This window comes from Pseudomonas hunanensis, from assembly GCF_013393325.1.
Taxonomy (GTDB): domain Bacteria; phylum Pseudomonadota; class Gammaproteobacteria; order Pseudomonadales; family Pseudomonadaceae; genus Aquipseudomonas; species Aquipseudomonas putida_P.
In genome coordinates this window covers 1-16,579 of the sequence record NZ_QJRC01000059.1, presented here as the reverse complement: position 1 = coordinate 16,579, position 16,579 = coordinate 1, and the positions used below count along the sequence as shown (strand labels likewise).

Sequence of the window (16,579 nt, the reverse complement as noted above, 5' to 3'; positions counted from 1 at the left end):
CCCGCTTGTGTCTTGAGGAGGGAATAGAATCTAAGGTGAGAGCGGTGAATGGCAAGTTGATAGCCCGAGGTGCCTCGAGCACGTGTGGGAGCACAAGCTGCCATTCACCGTTCCACTTTGGCGAGAGCCCGAACAGTTGGATGAGGGCCAAATCTCGAACCACAAGCGTGGGCCAAGCCAAAGCGCTCTCACTCCTTGAGTCTAAGAGGGTTTGGCCATGTTTTCCTCTGTCGGCATCGATGTTTCCAGCACCACACTTGCCGTGCACATCCGCCCCGAAGGTTTGAACTTCAATGTTTCCAATGACCTGAACGGATTCAGTCAGCTTGTCGAAAAACTCGGCGAGTATCAGGTTTCAGCAATCATCCTTGAAGCGACCGGCGGTTACGAATGCAACGTCCTGCGGGCTCTACATGACGCTGGTCTTCCGGCGTACCGGATAAACCCCAGCCGCGTCCGGGCCTTTGCCAAATCCATGGGTAAACAAGCCAAGACCGACCCCATCGACGCTGCGGTGCTGGCTCACTTCGCCGAAGTGCTGCCGCCTCAACGGTATACGGTAATGACGCCTGAACGGGCCTTGCTGCGCGAGTTGCTGATGCAGCGGGATCGCTTCGTCCAGCAACGTGACGATGACAAACGTCGGCTGAAGCAGGCCCAGTCAACCAGCGTCTGCTTCCGTCTGGAGCGCCACATTGTTTACCTGAAAGGTGAAATCAAAGCGCTCGAACTCGAGATCGCTGAACAGGCCGTGAAGCTCAATGACGACCGTGTCCCACGCCTCTTGGAGGTCAAAGGCATTGGCTTGGTCACGGCAACCAAGCTGGTGGCTCTGCTGCCGGAGTTGGGCCAGGTGGACCGTAAGGAAATCGCGGCACTGGTGGGTGTTGCACCGTTCAACCAAGACAGCGGCAAACACGCGGGCAAGCGCGAGATCTGGGGTGGCCGGTCACGTGTCAGGCGAGCGCTGTACATGGCCTGCTGGATCGTCATCCGATACAACCAAGACTTCGGAGCCCGCTATGCGGCTTTGCGGGCCGAGGGGAAATGCGCGAAGGTGGCGATAGTGGCGTGCATGCGGGTCTTGATCATACGGCTGAATGCGATGCTAAAGGCCGGAACACCTTGGCAGGAGCAGGTGGCCCATCCGTAAGAGTCAGCCATGCTGGCGATGCCCGGCAGAGCCGGGCCAAGGGCGCTACGCGCCCCATCGCCAGCAAGGCCAGCTTCCACAAGAAGACAGTTGCTCCCACAGAGTCATATGTATTGTTTACAAACGGCGATCAGAACACGTTAAGCGGGTAATCCACGATCACGCGTACTTCGTCGTTGTCGCTGTTGCTGTCGATCGACGCATAACCCTGGCTGCCACGGTGGGTGGCGTAGCGCACCAGTACCGACAGGTCCTTCAGGTCACCCGCCTGGAACACGTACTTCACGTCCAGGTCGCGTTCCCAGTGCATGGCGTTCTTGCCATCTTCCCGGTAGTAGTCGTAATGCGTGGTGTCCTGGGCGGCCTTGGTCAGGTCGGCTTCACCGCGCGAGTACGACAGCGAAGTGGTCAGGCCTGGCACGCCGACACCGGCGAAGTCATAGTCGTACTGCAGCTTCCACGAGCGCTCGTTCGGCGCGTTGAAGTCCGAGTACATGCGCGAGTTGTCCAGGTACACGCTGTCGCCCAGGTTGATGTAGTCGAACGGCGTGTTGCCGTTCACGCGCTGGTAGGCGGCGGTGATGCTGTGGAACCCGGCGTTGACGGTGAAGTGCACGCTGTAGGTGTTGTTGTCGATCTTGCCCAGCAGGGCCTGGCCGGTGTCCTGGGTGTGGTAGAAGTGCACGCCCGGGTTCAGGCTGACCAGGTCGTTGACCACGTAGGTGTAGTCGAAGTCAGCGTAGTACTGGTTCCAGATGTCCTTCAGCTCGGCGGCGTACAGGTTGGCGGTGATGTTCTCGGTACCGCTCCACGATGCGCCGGCCCAGTTCAGGTGCTTGCTCTTGTCGTGCTCGTCCAGCGACCCGTAGTAGGTGTCGATGCGGCGGTGGCCGCTCTGGTTGTAGGGGTGGGTGAAGCTCACCTGGCCGCCTTCGAGCAGCAGGCCGTCGATGCTGGTGTTGGTCAGGCTCACACCACGGAAGGTTTGCGGCAGCATGCGGGTTTCGCCGCCGGCGATCACCGGGTTGGTGAGGAACAGGTCACCAGCTTTCAGTTCGGTGTCGAAGGCCTTGAGCTTGACTGCAGCGCCAGCCGTGGAGAACGAGTGCGGGGCAGCCCCCAGTTCGCCGTCGTCCTTGATGTGCTCAGGCAGGATGCTGGTGCCGGCATGGCCGCCACCGCCGTCGAGCTTCAGGCCCAACATGGCATGGGCGTCCAGGCCAAAGCCGATGACACCGGGGGTGTAACCCGACTCGAAGCGCGCAACCGCGCCCTGGCCCCATTCGCGGGTGTCGCGCACGCCAGCATTGTGGTTGTCGCGGTTGAAGTAGGCATTACGAAAATGCAGGTTGAAGGACGACCCTTCGATGAAGCCATCAGCCTTGTCTTCATCTGCCTGGGCGGCGAAAGGGATCGTTGCAGTCAACGCAATGAAAAGCGGGGTAAAACGAAACGCGGAAGGCACCGGTACTAGCTCCTTTGGTCTGACGGTGGGGCAGTTTTTATTTTTGAATGTGCGTCTTTTTTATAGGGTGACGTTACAGCCGGGCTGAGAGTTAAAGCACATAAAAAAAGCCGCTGATTGGCAGCGGCTTTAAAAGGCTAACATATCGGCACCGGTGGTGCCCATGGCGTAGCCAAGGGAAAACGGGAGCAGTGACAGCGCGTGATCAGCTGTCGGCATTGGCATCGACAGAAACTTTGGAAGCTGTCTGTTTTGCGTCTTTGGCGGCGTCTGCCTTATTTGCGGCTACCGCATCGCGGGCCTCTTGATGGACAGCGGCGAACTCAGCATTACGGGCGACGAAAGCCTGGGATTCTTCGGCCATGGCCAGGGGCGACAACAACAGGGAAGACAGGACGAAGACGCTGGCAATACCCATACTGTTGGACATTTGAAACTACCTTCTTGCGGTGCAAGTGCTAATGAGGACGGGGGTAAAGTTAGCCCTTTCAATGCACTTGAAACAGAGCGAAGTGCGATAAGCACTGTTGCGCAAAAGGTAACGATCCATGAGAAAGCAATAGTACTTTCGCCGCAAACCCCCGTCCTAGACGCGGTCCCTGTGGGTGGGTAACTGGATACCGAAGGTATTGGCCCCCGCTGCACTGCGTACAAACACCTCCCCACCATGCATCAGCGCGATCGCCTTGACGATCGCCAAGCCCAACCCATGGTTGCCACCACCACTGTTGCTGCGTGCAGCATCCACCCGGTAGAAACGTTCGAACAGTAACGGCAGGTGCTCATCATCAATTGCCGGCCCCGGGTTACTCACGGCAATGCTGACCTGTTCCGGCCCGGCATCGATCCGCACCTGGATCACCTGGTGTGGTGCGGTGTGCTGCACGGCGTTGTTCAGCAGGTTGATCAGCGCCCGGCGCAGCTGGGCTTTTTCAATCGGCGCCTGGGCGTCGCCGGTCACGCTCACGCTGACCTGCGCGTCTTCGAGGATGTAATCCAGGTAGTCGAGGGTGGTCGCTACTTCCTCGGCCAGCGAGGCCTGGGTCAGGGCGGTGGCCTTGCTGCCTTGATCGGCGCTGGCCAGGAACAGCATGTCGTTGATGATGCTGCGCAGGCGCTCCAGCTCTTCCAGGTTCGATTGCAGCACTTCGAAGTAGTGCTCGGCGCTGCGGCCACGGGTCAGCGCCACCTGGGTCTGGCCGATCAGGTTGGTCAGCGGCGAACGCAGTTCGTGGGCTACGTCGGCGTTGAACGCTTCCAGCCGCGAATAGGCCTGGCTGACGCGGTCGAGCGCAGCGTTGAAGGCGCCGGCAAACTGCGCCAGCTCCGGGGCCAGCGCGTGGGTCTGCAAGCGCCCGTCCAGGCGAGGTGGCGCCAGTGCCTGGGCCTCGTTGGACAACGCCAGCAGCGGCCGCAGGCCAATGCGCGCCACCCAGTAGCCCAGCACTGAAGCCAGCAGCACGCCAAGCACGGCCAGCCCGACAATCGCCACCAGCAGGCTGTGCTGTGCCTGCCAGAAGGTTTCGGTGTCAATGCCGATCAGAAAACGCAACGCCGGCCGTTCGCCCAGCGCCGGCAGTTCGCTGACCAGTACTTTGTACGGGTAGGGCCGGTCAGGCAGACGCAGGTCGCGCATGCCTTGCGGCCCTTCGGCGAAGGCACGCACCAGCTCGCTGGGGTGGCCGTATTCATAGGCCGGGTTGCTGCTGACCACCCAGAAGCGAATGCGCTTGTCCTCTTCGCTAAGCAGGTTGAGCTTGTTGTTGATCTTGGCCCAGTGGTCGGGTGTGCCATAGCGGTTGAGGGTGGATTCGAGCACGCTGAAGCGCGCATCCAGCTCCGCCTGTGGCAGCAAGTCGAGGCTGCGATCGACCTGGCGGTACAGCGCCGAGCCGATCAGCACGAACACACCCAGCGCCACCAGGATGAACAACGCCGACAGGCGCAGCGCGATGGAGTTACCCCGCACGGTTTTCCAGGACATAGCCCATGCCTCGGATGGTGTGCAGCAACTTGTTGTCGAAAGGCCCGTCGAGTTTCGCGCGCAGGCGCTTGATCGCCACTTCCACGACGTTGGCATCGCTGTCGAAGTTGATGTCCCAGACCAGCTCGGCAATCGCCGTCTTCGACAGGATTTCACCCTGCCGCCGGGCCAGCACGCTCAATAACGAGAACTCCTTGGCCGTCAGGTCCAGGCGTTGACCGGCGCGAGTGGCCTTGCGCGCCATCAGGTCGATCCACAGGTCTGCCACCTGCACCTGCAGCGGTTCGTGGCTGCTGCTGCGCCGGGTCAGGGCCTGCAGGCGGGCGACCAGTTCGAGGAACGAGAACGGCTTGCCCAGGTAATCGTCAGCGCCCTCACGCAGCCCATGGATGCGGTCTTCGACACGCTCGCGGGCGGTCAGCATGATCACCGGCGTTTGCTTGCGAGCGCGCAAGGCGCGCAGCACGCCATAACCGTCCAGGCCTGGCAGCATCACATCCAGCACGATTACCGCGTAGTCACCCTCCAGGGCCAGGTGCAGGCCATCGATGCCGTCCCGCGCCAGGTCCACGGTAAAGCCCTGTTCGCTCAGGCCGCGATGCAGGTAGTCGGCGGTTTTTTCTTCGTCTTCGATGATCAGCACACGCATGGTCTTGTCCTAACTGGCACTTGGCGCTGCCGTTCGGGCAGCCTGGCGGCGGTGGAACAGGCGCTCCAGGGCCAAGTATATGACCGGGGTGGTGAACAGCGTCAGCGCCTGGCTCACCAGCAGGCCGCCGACCACCGCAATGCCCAGCGGTTGGCGCAGCTCGGCCCCAGTACCAAAACCGAACATCAGCGGCACGGCGCCGAGCAAGGCTGCCAGGGTGGTCATGATGATCGGCCGGAAGCGCGTCAGGCACGCCTGGTGAATCGCCTGTTCAGGTGTCAGGCCGTGATGGCGCTGCGCTTCGAGGGCGAAGTCGATCAGCAGGATGCCGTTTTTCTTGACGATACCGATCAGCAGCACCACTCCAATCAGCCCCATGATGCTGAAGTCCTGGCCCATGGCCCACAGCAAAATCAGCGCACCCAGGCCGGCCGAGGGCAGGGTGGAGATGATCGTCAGCGGGTGGACGAAGCTTTCGTACAGCACACCGAGAATGATGTACACCGCCACCAGTGCCGCCAGAATCAGCCACGGCTGGCTCGACAGCGAGCTTTGAAATGCCTGCGCCGCGCCCTGGAAGTTGCCGCTGATCGAGTCCGGCATGCCCAGTTCGCGCTGGGTGCGATCAAGGATGCTCACCGCATCGCCCAGGGCCACGCCGGGCGCCAGGTTGAACGACAGGTTGGCGGCCGGGAACAGGCCATCGTGGCTGATCGACAGCGGGCCGGTGCTGGGTGGCGCCACGTGGGCCACGGCCGACAGTGGCACCATTTGGTTGGTCAGCGGCGAGCGCAGGTAGAAGTAGTTGAGGCTTTCGGCCTTGCCGCGCTGGCGCGCGTCCAGTTCCAGGATCACCTTGTACTGGTTGGTCTCGGTCTGGAATTCGCTGATCTGCCGCTGGCCGAAGGCGTCGTACAGGGCCTGGTCGACGTCGGTGGTGGTCAGGCCGAAACGTGCTGCGGCCTGGCGGTCGATATCGATGCGGGTGACACTGGCGCCCAACTGCAGGTCATTGGACAAGTCGCGGAACGCCGGGTTTTCCCGCAGGCGGTCGGTCAGGCGCTGGGTCCACAGGTTAAGCGCGTCGCCATCGTTGCTCTTGAGCACATACTGGTACTGGGTGCGCGAGGGCCCGGAGCTGAGGTTGATGTCCTGACCGGCGCGCATGTACAGCACGATGCCCGGTACCTGGGCTAGCTTGGGCCGCAGCCGGTCGATCAGTTCGCTGGCCGAGACATCGCGTTCGCCGCGCGGCTTGAGGGCGATCCAGAAGCGGCCGTTGGCGATGGTCTGGTTGCTGCCGGTAACGCCCACCGAATGGGAGAACGCACGCACCGCAGGGTCTGCGCCGATGATTTTGGCCAGTGCCTGGTGCTTCTCGATCATCGACGGGTATGACACATCCGCCGCCGCTTCGCTGGTGCCCAGGATGAAGCCGGTGTCCTGCAGGGGGAAGAAGCCCTTGGGGATACCCACGTAACCTGCCACCGCCAGCGCCAGGGTCACACCGAATACACCGAGGGTCAGGCGCTGGTGGGCGAGGGCCCGGTTCAAGCCTTTTTCATACCACTTGACCAGGCGCTCGCCAAACCCGCCCTTGTGCTCGCCGGGCGGGCGGCGCATGAACAGTGCGCACAGGGTTGGCGCCAAGGTCAACGAGACCACCACCGAAATCAAAATGGTGGCGGTGGCAGTGAGGGCGAATTCCTTGAACAGCCTGCCGACCACACCGCCCATGAACAGCAGCGGGATGAACGCGGCAATCAGCGAGAAACTGATCGACACCACGGTAAAGCCGATTTCCCCAGCGCCCTTGAGCGCCGCCGTGCGGCTGTCGTCGCCGGCCTCCAGGTGGCGATGGATGTTCTCCACCACCACGATGGCATCATCCACCACGAAGCCCACCGAGATGACGATGGCCACCAGGGTGAGGTTGTTCAGGCTGAAACCCAGTACGTACATCAGCGCGCAGCTGGCGATCAGCGATACACCGAGCACGCTGGACACCACCATTGTCGCCGACCACTGGCGCAGGAACAGCGCCATGACCCCGATCACCAGGGCCACTGCGATCATCAGGGTCAGCTCCACTTCGTGCAGCGAGGCGCGAATGGTCTGGGTGCGGTCCTGCAGCACCGACACCTCGACCGAGGCCGGCAGCATCTCTTGCAGCTTGGGCAGGGCGGCCAGTACCCGGTCCACGGTATCGACGATGTTGGCCCCAGGCTGGCGGAAGATCACCAGGTTCAGCCCCGGCTGGTCGCCGGACCAGGCTTTGACATAGGCGTTTTCGGCGCCGTTGATCACCTTGGCCACGTCCTTCAGGTGCACGGGGGCGCCGTCGCGGTACGAGACGATCAGTTGCGCGTAGTCCTCGGGGTGGAACAGCTGGTCGTTGGCGGCGATGGTCGACACGCTGTGCTCGCCGTACAGCGCGCCCTTGGCCAGGTTCAGGCTGGTTTGCTGGATGGCCTGGCGCAGGTCGGCCAGGGTCAGGCCGATGGCGGCCAGTTTTTCGGGCTGCGCCTGCACGCGGATGGCCGGGCGTAATTGGCCGGTGATGTTGATCAGGCCCACCCCTTCGATCTGGCTCAGTTGGCGGGCCAGCAGGGTTTCGGCGTAGTCGCTGAGCTCGTTGCCGGGCATTTGGTCGGAACTGACCGTCATTACCAGCACCGGGCTGTCGGCTGGGTTGACCTTGCGCCAGGTCGGCGGGTTGGGCAGGTCTTGCGGCAGGCGCGCAGTGGCGGTGTTGATCGCTGCCTGTACTTCCTGGGCGGCAGTGTCGATGTTCTTGTCCAGGGTGAACTGCAAGATCAGGGTGGTCGAGCCCAGCGCACTGCTGCTGGTCATCTGGGTCATGCCGGGGATGGCGCTGAACTGCACTTCCAGGGGCGTGGCGACCGACGAGGCCATGGTTTCCGGGCTGGCGCCGGGCAGTTGGGCCGTGACCTGGATGGTCGGGAAGTCTGCCTCGGGCAGTGGCGCCACCGGCAGGCGCGGGAAGGCGATGGCCCCCAGCAGCACCAGGGCGAAGGTCAGCAGCAAGGTGGCGATGGGATGGTCGATGCACCAGGCCGAAACACCGTTGCGCGTGTTCATGGCTGGCTCCGGCGATCCGCCATTTCCGACGGCACGGGGGCGTCATGGGTGATCTCGACCCGTGAGCCCGGCTTGAGCCGCGACTGGCCATCGAGCACCAGGCGCTCGCCCGGCTTGACCCCGGCTATGATGTTCAGCCCGCTGTCCTGGTACAGCACCTTGACCGGCACGCTGGTGACCTTGTCGCCGTCCAGGCGGTAGACGAAGTGCCCGTCGACGCCGCGTTGCACCACGGGCGGCGGCACCACCAGGGCGTTTTCTTCCACAGCTGTGCGCAGGCGAATGGTGACCAACTGGCCTGGCCACAGGCGGCCGTCCTTGTTGTCGAACTCGGCTTTTACCCGCACGGTGCCGGTGGTGGCGGAAATCTGGTTGTCGATCAGTGCCAGATGGCCTTCGCCGAGCAGGCTGCGTTCGCCATCGGCGTCCATATAGGCCTGCACCAGCGCCGGGGTTGGCGCCTTCAGCAGGCTCTGCAGGGTTGGCAGCATTTGCTGTGGCAGGGCGAATTCGACGGCGATCGGGTCGATCTGGGTGACGCTGAACAGCCCTTGGGTATCGCTGGTGCGCACCAGGTTGCCAGGGTCGACGTTGCGGATGCCGACGCGCCCGGTGACCGGCGAGCGGATCTGCGTGTAGGAGAGTTGCACCTCGGCGTTGGCGATGGCGGCCTGGTTGCCCTTGACCGTGGCCTGCAACTGGTTGACCAGCGCCTGTTGCTGGTCAAGGGTCTGCTTGGACACGCCGTCATCGCTGCTGAGCAGGCGGTAGCGCTTGAGGTCGACGCCGGCCACCTGGATCTGAGCCTGGCTTTGGCCGAGCTGGGCGCGGGCCTGGTCGAGGCTGGCGCGGATGCTGCGATCATCGAGGGTGGCGAGCAGGTCGCCCTCCTTGACCCACTGACCTTCCTTGACCAGTACTTGCGTGAGTATCCCCTCGACTTGCGGCCTGACCTCGACGCTGTGCAACGACAGCACCGAGCCGATGGCGCTGGCATAGCGCGGCACGTCTTGCTGGGCAACGCTGACAACGCGCACAGGGATGGCGGTTTGTGCGCGGGCGGCCGGTTCGGGTTGGCGCTGGCCGAACCAGATGCCCGCTACCACCAGGACCAGAAGCGCCAAGGCGGCGAGGATGACTGAGCGGGACGGACGTCGCATCGGTGCGGGCACCTTGACCAGGTAGGAGGGAACGGTTGTCGGTACTCAATCTTATAGCCCCCCAACCGGGTCGGCAGCGTGACCGCTGGCTGACAGCGCTGTCAGTTTCGCCTGCCGCAGAATACGATTCCGTGTAGGAGCGGCCTTGTGTCGCGATCGGGCCGCGAAGCGGCCCCGGCAATCTATGGGGTAACGCCGAAATCCGGGGGCTGCTTCGCAGCCCGATCGCGACACAAGGCCGCTCCTACAAGGGGGGCGTGCGTCTTGGCTAGAAACCGATAAAGGCGTAGTACAGCGGGGTTTCGTTGGTCGTGCGCAAACCAAGCCCCTGCAAGCTCCCCGTCAGCGCTTCATCCTGCACATGCAAGGTCCACTGCGCGGCGTCATCTCCCTGCACCTGCGCCAGGGCCGTGGCAAACGCCCCCATGTCTGGCAGGTACGCGGTAAACCCATTGCCCTTGAGCGCACTGGTCGTCATGCCCAGTGCCTGGCACACCGCCACCTTGATGGCAATGTCGTCGCGGTCGGCCTGGCGCGAGGCTTGTACCAGCGCCTTTAGCTCGGCGTCGACCAACTGCGTGCCATGGATCAGCTCCGGGCCCTGTTGCCAGGCCTCCGGCGGGCAGTCCTTGGTGTCCGGGCGTAGCGGAATATGGGGGTTGATTTCCACCGGATAGATGCGACAGACCAGCGGGCGTTGGTCATAGATGGTGCACAGGTCGTTGTCGTCGAGGTTGCGGCAACGCCCAGGGTTGAATGCGGCAAAGGTCACCGAAACGCGTGCCTCGCCGTCGCCGCACTGCACCGGATGGGAACGGCGCAGCACATGATCACGCTGCTCCAGCGGCATACCGGGGCCGTCGGTCACGAAGGCTTCGATCAGCACGATCACCTGGCCTGCATCCTGCGCCCAGCGGCGCGCTTCGGCCAGGGTCAAAGGTACATGGTGCCCGGTGCAGCATTTGCCGCAGCCGGTACAGCCGAAACGCAAGCTGTCGGTCACTTGGCTTCCGGGCTCCATTCGCTGACGAAGGCACGCTGGTGCTGGCGGTCGTACAGGCACAGTTCGGTGCCGGTGCGCTTCTGCATGTGCTTTTGCGGGTACACGCCTTCAATGAGCAGGGCACTCATGGCCACCTGGTCATCGAACTCGGCGGGCTTGCCGCGGGCGTGGGCGTCCTTGAACTGGCTGGCGGCCAAGCAGGCTTTTAGCATCTGCTGGCGCTGCTCGTTCCAGGCCTGGCTGCTTGAGGCCTGGGCAATACCGCTGAAGAGGGCACAGCTGATCAGGATGGCGCTGAAAAACTTCATACGTGATTCCGGCAATTTTCTTGCGAAGGGCGCAAATTATGCCCGACTCACCCCCGACGGCAAGCCGGGGAGATTGTCTCTGAATATATCAGTGCTCGGCGAATACCACGGTACGCGCGGCCACCACCAGACAATCGGTCAGTTCCGGTGAAGAGAACTTGGTAAGGATGGCATTGGCCCCGGCCTGGGTCGCCTTTTCGCTGCTCATGGCACTGTCCAGCGAGGTGTGCAGCAGCACGTACAGGTGCTGGAAGTCGGGTGTTTCACGCAGGGTACGGGTGAAGGCGTAGCCGTCCATTTCGCTCATTTCGATATCGGAGACGATGATGTTGATCTCCTGCGCGGTGCCCTGCAGCTCCAGCAGCACGTTGATGGCATCCTTGGCGCTGCGTGCGGTGTGGCACTCTATGCCCAGGTTGCGAAGGGTGTGCACCGACTGCTGCAGGGCCACCTGGCTGTCGTCCACCACCAGGATGTTGGCGGCGGCCAGCAGGCTTGCGTCTTCTTCGCTCAAGGTGCCGTGCGCAGGCTCCGCCACGGGCGGGGCGATGGCGTGAATGACCTTCTCGATGTCCAGCACCTGCACCAGGGTGTTGTCGACGCGGGTCACGCCGGTGATGAACGAGCGGTTGCCCGAGGCATAGGGCGGCGGTTTGATGTCGGTGCTCAGGCAATGCACGATGCGGCTGACCGCCTGCACATGCAGGCCCTGGCGCGAGCGGCTGATCTCGGTGACGATCAGGCAGCCACCCTGCGGGTCGGCCAGTGGTTGTTCACCGATGGCGCGGGACAGGTCGATGACCGACAGCGAATGGCCGCGCAGGGTTGCCACACCTTTCACATGGGGGTGCGACTCGGGCAGCTTGGTCAGAGACGGGCAGGGAATGATCTCGCTGACCTTGAGCAGGTTGATTGCCATCAGCTTGCCGCTGCGCAGGGTGAACAGCAGCAGGGACAGCGAGTCCGCGCGGGCATTTTGAGTGGCCATGGTGACCTTCGGTGGGGAACAGGGAATAACCGGTTATCGGCCTGTTTGGGTTGGGCTTTAGGGTTGGTGGGATTGTCTTGAGTTTTGTGTTGTTGGGGCGGCGCTCGGTCGCCCCAACAACACAAAACTCAAGGCATGCACTACCGTTCGCGCAGGGCCTCCTTGGCCCGGTTCAGCGGCTTGATCAGGTAATCGAGGATGGTCTTCTCACCGGTGCGGATATCCACCGTGGCAATCATCCCCGGCACGATCGCGAAATGCTTGCCGGCCTTGTTCTGCAAGCTGTCCTGCTCGGTGCGGATGAACACGCGGTAGTAGTAGATCTCCGGCTTCACCTCATCCTGCAGGGTATCCGGCGAAATCCCCACCACCTTGCCATCCAGCCCGCCATACACCGAGTAGTCATAGGCACTGATCTTGACCTTGGCCGCTTGGTCGGGGTGGATGAAGGCGATATCACGCGGGGCGATGCGGGTTTCGATCAACAGGCGCTCGTCCATCGGCACGATTTTCATTACCTGGCCGCCCGGTTGCACCACGCCGCCCAAGGTATTGACTTCGATGTCCTTGACGATGCCGCGCACCGGCGAGCGCAGGGTCAGGCGGGTGAGCGAGTCGCTGCGCCCGCGGATCACTTCCGACAGGCTGTCCGCTTCGGCGCTGGCCTTGGCCAGTTCTTCCCGGGCACGTACCAGGTAGTCGGAGCGGGCTTCGTTGGCCTTGAGCTCGAGCTCTGAACGCTGGCGGTTCAGGCGGATCACCTCGACCCGGCTGGAGGCGCCCATCTTCGCCAGGTTCTCGGTGATCTGCAGCTCGCTGCGCACCAGTTGCAGCGAGTCCTGAATGCCAGCCAGGGTCTGTTCCAGGCCACGGCGTCGGGTCTGGTACAGGGCGGTTTCGGCATCGATCAGGTCGGGAGAGTCGCGCAGGCTTTCCGGGAAGGTCAGCGGTTTGCCGGTCACTTCTGCCTGCAGGCGGGCCTGGCTCGCCTTGGCGGCACGGTACTTGGCTTCGCTTTCGCCAACGCTGGAAGCGGTTTTGGTCGGGTCGAGCTGGGCCAGCACCTGGCCGCGCTCGACCAGGTCGCCTTCGGCCACGCTCATCTGCGCGACGATGCCGCCCTCGAATGACTGGATCACCTGCTCGCGCGAACTGGGGATGACCTTGCCGGTACCGGTGGACACTTCGGTCACCTCGAACCAGGCCGCCCAGGCCAGGAACGCCGCCAGCATCAGCGCGCAAAGGGTGATGATGCGGCCGGCGCGGAATACCGCCTGATCGTCCTGCCCGTCCAGGTAGGAGGCCGGAAGCTCATGGTTGCTCATGCCTGGGCTCCTTGCAGTTTGGCCAGGGCGGCGTCGCGCGCGTCGTCGATGACGATGCGCCCGGCATCCAGCACCAGAATGCGGTCGACCCGTTGCAGCACGCTCAGACGGTGGGTGGCGATCACCAGGGTGCGGCCCTGGCAGAAGCGTTCGAGGTTATCCAGCAGCTTGCGCTCGGTCATGTCGTCCAGCGACGCGGTCGGCTCGTCCAGCAGCAGCACCTGCGGCTGGCGCACCAGCAGGCGCGACAGCACCAGGGCCTGGCGTTGGCCGCCGGACAAGCCCAGGCCGCCTTCGAGGATCAGGTGGTCCATGCCCTTGGGCAGACGGCGGACGAAGTCCAGCGCGCCGGTGGCGGCCAGCGCGGCCACCAGTTCCTGGTCGCTGGCCTGGCCGGCGCCGAGGGTGAGGTTTTCCCGCAGGGTGCCGTGGAACAGCCGCGCGTATTGCGGCAGCAGGCCCACATCACGGCGTAGGTCGGCAGGGTCGAGGTGGGCCATGGCGATGCCGTCCAGGCTGATCTCGCCTTGTACCAGGTCCATGGCCCCGCCCAAGGCTTGCAGCAAGGTCGATTTGCCAGCACCGTTGCGCCCAAGCACGGCAATGCGCTCGCCCGGCTGGATATCCAGCTGGCCGATGTTCAGTACCGGTGGGGACTCTTCGCTGTAGCGGAAGTTGGCCTGGCGCAAGCGGTACTCGCCACGGATGGCCGGCAGGTGCACGCGGGCTTCGCCTTCGGGGTGGTCGACCGGCGACTGCATCAGCTTGTCCAGGCCCTGGAGGGCTACCTTGGCTTGCTGCCAGCGGGTCAGCACATGGGTCAGTTGCGCCAGCGGGGCCATCATCCGCGACGACAGCATCGACGCCGCCACCAGGCTACCGGTCGTGAGGTCGCCGGCGATGACCATGGGTGCACCGATCACGATGACCACGGCGAACACCGCGCCCTGCACGTTCTGCGTCCAGGTCACCAGGCCGTTGGTGAGGGTGCGCAGGCGCAGGTTGGTGTGCGCGCAAGCCGCGTTGTACTGGTTCCACTGCCGCTCGAAGCGTGCCTCGGCCTGCAGTGCCTTGATCTCGTCCAGGCCCTGGATGCTCTCTACCAGCATGGCGTTGCGCAGCGCCGACTCGCGCATCGAGGCATTGGCCAGCCGTGCCAGGCGCCGTTGCGCGAGCAACCCAGGCAGGACCATGGCCAGCAACGCGACCAGTGGGATGAACACCAGCACGCCGCCGATCAGCCAGAACACCAACAGGAACAGCAGAAAGAACGGCAGATCGGCCAGCGCCGTGGCGGTGCTTGAGGTGATCAGATCGCGGATCGACTCCAGCTCGCGCAGTTGCGAGATGAACGAGCCAGTGGATTTCGGCCGCACCGAGTTGCGCAGGCGCAGGGCATGCCCGTAGACCAGGTCGCTTACCCGCAAGTCGGCGCGTTTGCCGAGCAGGTCGGTCACCTTCAGCCGCAGCAGGCGCATGCTGAAGTCGAACACCAGTGCCAGCACCACGCCGCCAAACAGCACGTAAAGGGTTGGCAGGGATTCGGCCGGGATCACCCGGTCGTACACCTGCATCGAGAACAGCACCCCGGCCAGCGCCAGCACGTTGGCCACCAGCGAGGCGACCATCACCTGGCCATAGGGGCGCAGGTCGCGCAGCACGATGCGGGCGAACCAGTGGCGGTCGTAGGGCGCGGTGTAGTCGTCGGTGCGCACGTCACGCAGCGGCCTTGCCGGGCGCAGCAGGGCAACGCGGTTGATGCGGCCCTTGAGGGTGTCGCGTGGCAGGCGCGAGGTCAGGCCCTGGTCGCCGGCGAATACCACCGCCACGTCGTCCTCTTCGGTCACCGACTCGACCACTGCCAGCTGGCCATCGTCCAGCTCCAGCACCAGTGGCGTGCGCCATTGCCGCAGGCCCTTGGCATCGAAGCGCACGAAGCGCAGGGCCAGCCCGGCCTGACGGGCCATGTGCCGGAGGATTTCGTCCAGTGGGCGAGCATCCTCCACGGCGGCCAGGCGAATGCGCTGGGGCGACACGTCCAGGCGGTAGTGGTGTGCGACCTGAAGCATCACTTCCAGCCACGGCCCAAGGTCTGGCCGATGAGCTTCTTCGGCCGCTGGGGCAGGCGCCTGGTTGGGCAGGGTTACATTGATCGGATCGCTCATGGCTGGATCTCCACACCTTGCAGGTTGCGCCCCTCAAGGCCAAAGGCCGTGCGCAGGGCGCCGGTGTTGTACAGGCAGTCGACATCCAGGCGCAGCAGGTCGGAGCGGGTGCCGGCAAGTTCGAAGCGTGACTGGTAGATCTCCTGCTCGGCGTTGAGCAGGTCGAGCAGTGGCCGCGTGCCCAGGTCCAGGTATTGGCGGCCGTAAAGCATGCGTGCTTCCTGGATGCTGACCTGGCGCGCTTCCAGCGACGTCAGCCGGCGGCCCAGCCCGGAGGTTTGCGCCATGGCCTCGGCCAGGCCCCGACGCGCCTGCAGGCGTGCCGCATCTTCGGCGGAATCGGCGGCGGTCAGCGCATGGCCGGCAGCGCGGGTGCGGGCACTGATGGCACCGCCCTGGTAAATGGGCACTTCGACGTTGAGGTAGATGCCCGCCTGGGTGCGGTCCATGCGTGAGTTGTCGCGGTTGTAGTCGTTGTCCAGGTAATGGTTGACCTGCGGTTGCAACGACACCGTCGGGTAGGCTTCCGCCTTGGCCTGGGCCAGCTCGGCCTGGCCTTGGGCGCGCTGGGCCAGGGCCATCAGCACCGCAGGCAGGCGGTCATCGCCCTGCGCGGGGCGCTTGCAGGCCTGGTTCAGCTCGGCGGGTGAATCCTCGGTCAGAGCTGGTGGGGTAACACGCCCCATCAGCGCCGCCAGGGTCGAGCGCCAGCGCTCGTACTGCGACTGGTACTCCTCGAGCGTGGCGCGGGCGCTTTCCACACGAGATTCGGCCTGCACCACGTCGGAACGGGTGCTGGCGCCCATGTCGCTGCGCTGGCGGGCCATGCCGGCAATGTCGCCAACCCCGCGAACCTGGTCGCGGGCGATGGTCATCAGCTGCTCGTAGCGGCGGGTTTCGATCCAGGCATAGGCGGTGTCGCGAGCCAGTTCGTCGACCACCAGCAGGATATTGGCCTGGGCGCGAGCGGCGGCGGCCTGGGCCGCGCTGACGGCGCTGTCGACCTTGCCGAAGTCATAGAGCATTTGCTTGAGCGACAGGTTCAAGGCCTGGCTGTTGCGGTCGCCGCCGTAGCCGGTGTCATAACCGGTGCGGATACCGCCGGAAATTTGCGGGTAGTACCCGGCGCGGGCGACGTTGATGCCTTCGCCCTGCTTGTACAGGTTGCCGACGGCCTCGGCGATGCTTGGGTGCCACTGTGCGGCCTGCAGCACCGCATCGGTCAGCCCCAGGCGCTCGCCGCTGGCGACCGGGGCCATGCCGATGGGCGGGCGGGC

General features: G+C 64.0%; 13 protein-coding genes. 1 reads left to right on the top strand and 12 read right to left on the bottom strand.

Going from position 1 to position 16,579, the window contains the following annotated elements; genetic code table 11:
* The first annotated feature begins 217 nt into the window (after positions 1 to 217).
* Positions 218 to 1,153, top strand: coding sequence for an IS110 family transposase (locus DM807_RS01130; protein WP_179026968.1), 936 nt, complete (start codon positions 218 to 220; stop codon positions 1,151 to 1,153).
* Between the two features lie 130 nt (positions 1,154 to 1,283).
* On the opposite strand, the gene DM807_RS01125 is transcribed toward DM807_RS01130, so the two are convergent.
* The 12 genes from DM807_RS01125 to DM807_RS01070 form a co-directional block, all read right to left on the bottom strand.
* Positions 1,284 to 2,618: an OprD family porin gene (locus tag DM807_RS01125; RefSeq protein ID WP_179026967.1), complete on the bottom strand. Its 1,335-nt coding sequence runs from the start codon at positions 2,616 to 2,618 to the stop codon at positions 1,284 to 1,286.
* Positions 2,619 to 2,823: 205 nt separating this feature from the next.
* Entirely contained in the window at positions 2,824 to 3,048 is a 225-nt protein-coding gene (locus DM807_RS01120; protein WP_012270543.1) for a hypothetical protein, read from the bottom strand.
* A gap of 156 nt (positions 3,049 to 3,204) precedes the next feature.
* On the bottom strand, positions 3,205 to 4,602 hold the full coding sequence (locus DM807_RS01115; RefSeq protein WP_069943253.1) for a heavy metal sensor histidine kinase: 1,398 nt from the start codon (positions 4,600 to 4,602) through the stop codon (positions 3,205 to 3,207).
* The gene (locus DM807_RS01110) at positions 4,577 to 5,251 is read right to left on the bottom strand and encodes a heavy metal response regulator transcription factor (RefSeq protein ID WP_012270545.1); all 675 of its coding nucleotides are present in this window, start codon (positions 5,249 to 5,251) and stop codon (positions 4,577 to 4,579) included. The genes DM807_RS01115 and DM807_RS01110 overlap by 26 nt, the downstream gene beginning before the upstream one ends.
* A 9-nt stretch (positions 5,252 to 5,260) precedes the next feature.
* On the bottom strand, positions 5,261 to 8,353 hold the full coding sequence (locus DM807_RS01105; RefSeq protein ID WP_179026966.1) for a multidrug efflux RND transporter permease subunit: 3,093 nt from the start codon (positions 8,351 to 8,353) through the stop codon (positions 5,261 to 5,263).
* Positions 8,350 to 9,513: an efflux RND transporter periplasmic adaptor subunit gene (locus DM807_RS01100; protein WP_012270547.1), complete on the bottom strand. Its 1,164-nt coding sequence runs from the start codon at positions 9,511 to 9,513 to the stop codon at positions 8,350 to 8,352. Before DM807_RS01100 ends, DM807_RS01105 begins: the two co-directional genes overlap by 4 nt.
* A gap of 268 nt (positions 9,514 to 9,781) precedes the next feature.
* Positions 9,782 to 10,516, bottom strand: a complete 735-nt coding sequence (locus DM807_RS01095) for a YkgJ family cysteine cluster protein (RefSeq protein WP_060493621.1) — start codon at positions 10,514 to 10,516, stop codon at positions 9,782 to 9,784.
* Positions 10,513 to 10,824: a hypothetical protein gene (locus tag DM807_RS01090; RefSeq protein ID WP_060493620.1), complete on the bottom strand. Its 312-nt coding sequence runs from the start codon at positions 10,822 to 10,824 to the stop codon at positions 10,513 to 10,515. Before DM807_RS01090 ends, DM807_RS01095 begins: the two co-directional genes overlap by 4 nt.
* Positions 10,825 to 10,912: 88 nt before the next feature.
* Positions 10,913 to 11,812 carry a chemotaxis protein gene (locus DM807_RS01085; RefSeq protein ID WP_012270550.1) on the bottom strand — a complete coding sequence of 300 codons (900 nt, stop codon included), beginning with the start codon at positions 11,810 to 11,812 and terminating at the stop codon, positions 10,913 to 10,915.
* A gap of 140 nt (positions 11,813 to 11,952) precedes the next feature.
* Complete coding sequence (locus DM807_RS01080) at positions 11,953 to 13,137, bottom strand: HlyD family type I secretion periplasmic adaptor subunit (RefSeq protein ID WP_060493619.1); 1,185 nt, start codon at positions 13,135 to 13,137, stop codon at positions 11,953 to 11,955.
* Positions 13,134 to 15,302 carry a type I secretion system permease/ATPase gene (locus DM807_RS01075; protein ID WP_012270552.1) on the bottom strand — a complete coding sequence of 723 codons (2,169 nt, stop codon included), beginning with the start codon at positions 15,300 to 15,302 and terminating at the stop codon, positions 13,134 to 13,136. The genes DM807_RS01080 and DM807_RS01075 overlap by 4 nt, the downstream gene beginning before the upstream one ends.
* The coding region (locus DM807_RS01070) for a TolC family outer membrane protein (protein WP_179026965.1) at positions 15,299 to 16,579 on the bottom strand (1,281 nt) is incomplete at its 5' end. The genes DM807_RS01075 and DM807_RS01070, both read right to left, overlap by 4 nt.